The sequence below is a fragment of the Actinoallomurus acaciae genome (assembly GCF_042429965.1).
GTDB classification, from domain to species: Bacteria; Actinomycetota; Actinomycetes; order Streptosporangiales; family Streptosporangiaceae; genus Actinoallomurus; species Actinoallomurus acaciae.
This window is the reverse complement of the sequence record NZ_JBHLZP010000727.1, coordinates 1-3244: the sequence shown is the minus strand read 5'-3', so window position 1 is coordinate 3244 and position 3244 is coordinate 1. Positions and strand designations below refer to the sequence as shown.

Genomic DNA, 3244 nt, shown 5'->3' with positions numbered 1-3244 from the left:
GGGCTGGCCGGCGACGCCGCCGCCGTACGCTCGCGGCTGGCGGCCTACGCCGACGCGGGCGTCGACGAGGTGGCGGTGGTCCCGGTCACCGGCGGCGACCCGGGCGGGGAGCGCACGTTGAGCGCCCTGCGGAAACTCTGAGCGGGACGCTCCCGCTCCCCGGCGCATCACTCGCGGGGCGAACGGCCGGTGCTGGCGGCACCGGCCGTTCGCCTTTTGGGTGGCCCGCTTTAACGGAAAAGGCGTTGCCCGTACTTGTGCGGGTGATTCATGCTGTTCGGGAATCCAGACGGTGGAAAGGAGGGCACCGTGTCGCACAACATCGACGACGCGCCGGACACCCCGGGCGACGCGCCGGTCCTGCCCCGGTGGCGGTCATGCCTGCTCACCTCGACGCCGGGTGGCGCCGGCGAATCCGGCGAGGACGCGCCGGAGCGACTGACCCGGCACGAACGAATTCTCGAAGAAGGCCGCCGACGGGGGCGTTAAGCGTCTCCGCTGCCACGCCGTTTCCGGGAATGAGGAGACGGCGTTGTTTGTTTTTCGCGGTGAAATGAGGAGCCCGGTGAACGTACTGGTTCTGAACGCCTCGTACGAGCCGCTGCACAAGGTCGACGTGCGGCACGCCGTACGCATGCTGGTGCGCGGCGTGGCGGTCGTCGAAGAGGCGGTGGAGGGCCGGCGCATCGGGCACTTCCCGCTGCCCCGGGTGCTGCGCCTGGTCCGCTACGTCACGATGCGCTGGCGGTACGGCCGGGGCCCGGCGTGGACCAAGCACGGCCTGCGCAGCCGCGACGGCGGGCGTTGCGGCTACTGCGAGGCGCGGGCCGACACGGTCGACCACATCGTGCCGCGGTCGCGCGGCGGTGCGACGAACTGGGAGAACACCGTCCTCGCGTGCGGGCCGTGCAACACGCGCAAGCGTGACCGCACGCCGGTCGAGGCGGGGATGCGGCTCCTGATCGTGCCGCGGGTGCCCCGCTGGACCGAACTGGTCGGCTGAGAAAAGACGATGTCGCATGAGAGGGAGGAGTTCCCCTCTCATGCGACGGTGGGGATTGACGCGGTGACCCCCGTCGGGCCACCTGCCGTCGCGATGCGCTCGGTCAGGTGATCCGCACGGAACCGCGGCGGGTCCGGGTGCTGCCCATGAGACCTCCGGCGTTCGGCGTGCTCTACGTTCTCGAACACTAGGGCGGCACGCTTACCGATCGCTGACCTCAGGGTCAGGCTCGGGACCCCGTCGGGTCAACCGGGGCGGCGGAGGGTCAGCCGTGCTCGAACGCCACGCGGGCACTGATCGCGAGCAGCGCGCAGCCCGCCACGCCGTCGAGCGCCCGGCGTGAGCGGCGACCGCGCAGCAGCCGGGAGATCGGGCCGATGGCCAGGGAGAACGTCCGCCACCACAGCACCGCGATGCCGAGGAAGATCGCGGCGAGCGTGGCGGTGGTGCGCAGGCGCGGCTCGCCGTCGGCGACGAACTGGGGGAGCAGGGTCAGGAAGAGCAGTGCGATCTTGGGGTTGAGGAGGTTGGTCACCAGCCCCTGCCGGAACGCCGCGCCGGTGCGGCCCGTGGGCCGTACGCGCGGTTCGGGTATCTCCTCCGTCGGCGCGTCCCCCGACATGATGGCCGAGATCAGCAGGCGGACGCCGAGGTAGGCGAGATAGGCGGCGCCGGCGAGCTTGACCGCCGAGTACGCGGTCGCGGAGGCGGCCAGGATCGCCGAGAGCCCGAGGACCGCGGCGGTGGCGTGCACGGCGATGCCCAGGCAACAGCCGAGACCGGTGAGCCAGGCGCCGCGCACTCCCGCGCTGAGCCCGTTGCGGATCACCAGCAGCATGTCGGGACCGGGCGTGACGGTGAGGACCGCGACGACACCGAGGAACGGCAGGAGCAGATCGGGCACTGCGTCATGTTAGCGACATGTCAGATTGGCATCCGGCCCTTTGCGGACGACGCTGCAACGGGCTCCCGGCGCCGGGCATCCCCGGGGGCCGGTGAGAGACTGGCCGCGACATGTCATCGGGGGACTGGATGCCACTGGAGAACGAGGACCGGCCGTCGGACTCCCCGTACGTCCACCGCGTGTGGCGCAGCCGCGCGTCCGGGGTCGCGCGGATGACCTCGATCGCGACGTCGAACTGGGAGCTGGTGTTCTGGAGGCACGAAGGCCGCGCGCACGCCGCCGTACGGGGTCCGGAGACCGCGGCATCGAGCGCCGGCGTGCCCGACGGGTCGGAGTCCTTCGGCATCACGTTCGCGCACGGCACCTCGATGCCGCACCTGCATCCGGCGCGCCTCGTCGACTCCGCCTGGGAGAGCCCGCACGCGAGCGAGACGAGGTTCGTGCTGGGCGGTGACGAGTGGCCCGTCCCCGGCTTCGAGAGCGCGGAGCAGTTCGTCGTCCGGCTCGTGCGGGAGGGCGTCGTCGTGCGCGACCCGCTCGTCGACGACGTCGTGGCCGGCCGGATGCCGGACGTCGGGACCAGGTCGGTGCAACGCCGCGTCGCGGTGGCGACCGGGCTCACGCAGGGCGCCATCCGGCAGATCGAACGCGCCCGGCAGGCCGCGATCCTGCTCAGGGAGGGCGTCGCGTCGCTCGACGTCGTCAACCGGCTCGGCTACTACGACCAGCCGCACCTCGCCCGCTCGCTGAAGCGCTTCATCGGCCGCACCGCGACCGAGCTCTGCGGGCCGGACGCGGACCGGCGACCCCTGTCGCTTCTGTACAAGACCGGCGCCGCCGCCGATTCCTAACCTGACTGCGCCGCTGCGGGATGAATCCCCCGCATCGATACAGGAAGGGCAACCCAGATGACCGAGAACGTCAGCGCGGCCGCCGTGTCCGCCGATGGAACCGTGATCGCGTTCACCGCGTGGGGCGAGGGAGAGCCGCTCGTCATCATCGACGGCGCGACCGCCTATCCCGCCATCAACCCGACGAACGAGGAGGTCGGACGGCTGCTGAGCGGGGAGTTCCGGACGTACGCCTACGACCGTCGCGGACGCGGCGAGAGCACCGACACCGCGCCGTACGCCGTGGAGCGCGAGATCGAGGATCTCGCCGCGCTCATCGAGGTGGCGGGCGCGCCGGCGACCGTGTTCGGCTGGTCGTCCGGCGCGGTCCTCGCGCTCGACGCCGCGGCGGCGGGCCTGCCGATCAAGCGGCTCGCGCTGTTCGAGCCGCCGTTCGTCGTCGACGACGGCCGCCCGCCGCTGCCGGCGGACTACGTGGAGCGTCTC

At 71.9% G+C, this 3244-nt stretch carries 5 protein-coding genes; 4 read left to right on the top strand and 1 reads right to left on the bottom strand.

Features of this window, described 5'->3' with window-relative positions:
- Window positions 1-309 precede the first annotated feature (309 nt).
- Both ACFFNX_RS45825 and ACFFNX_RS45820 read left to right on the top strand, forming a co-directional pair.
- Entirely contained in the window at window positions 310-489 is a 180-nt protein-coding gene (locus ACFFNX_RS45825; protein ID WP_378212613.1) for a hypothetical protein, read from the top strand.
- A gap of 76 nt (window positions 490-565) precedes the next feature.
- Complete coding sequence (locus tag ACFFNX_RS45820) at window positions 566-1003, top strand: HNH endonuclease (protein WP_378212612.1); 438 nt, start codon at window positions 566-568, stop codon at window positions 1001-1003.
- A 265-nt stretch (window positions 1004-1268) separates the two neighbouring features.
- Here the strand turns inward: ACFFNX_RS45820 and ACFFNX_RS45815 are convergent, their stop codons facing one another.
- Window positions 1269-1907, bottom strand: coding sequence for a LysE family translocator (locus ACFFNX_RS45815; RefSeq protein ID WP_378212611.1), 639 nt, complete (start codon window positions 1905-1907; stop codon window positions 1269-1271).
- Window positions 1908-2035: 128 nt separating this feature from the next.
- Between ACFFNX_RS45815 and ACFFNX_RS45810 the strand changes: the two genes are divergently transcribed.
- Together ACFFNX_RS45810 and ACFFNX_RS45805 are read left to right on the top strand one after the other, a co-directional pair.
- On the top strand, window positions 2036-2758 hold the full coding sequence (locus ACFFNX_RS45810) for a helix-turn-helix transcriptional regulator (protein ID WP_378212610.1): 723 nt from the start codon (window positions 2036-2038) through the stop codon (window positions 2756-2758).
- A gap of 57 nt (window positions 2759-2815) precedes the next feature.
- The coding region (locus tag ACFFNX_RS45805; protein ID WP_378212609.1) for an alpha/beta fold hydrolase at window positions 2816-3244 on the top strand (429 nt) is incomplete at its 3' end.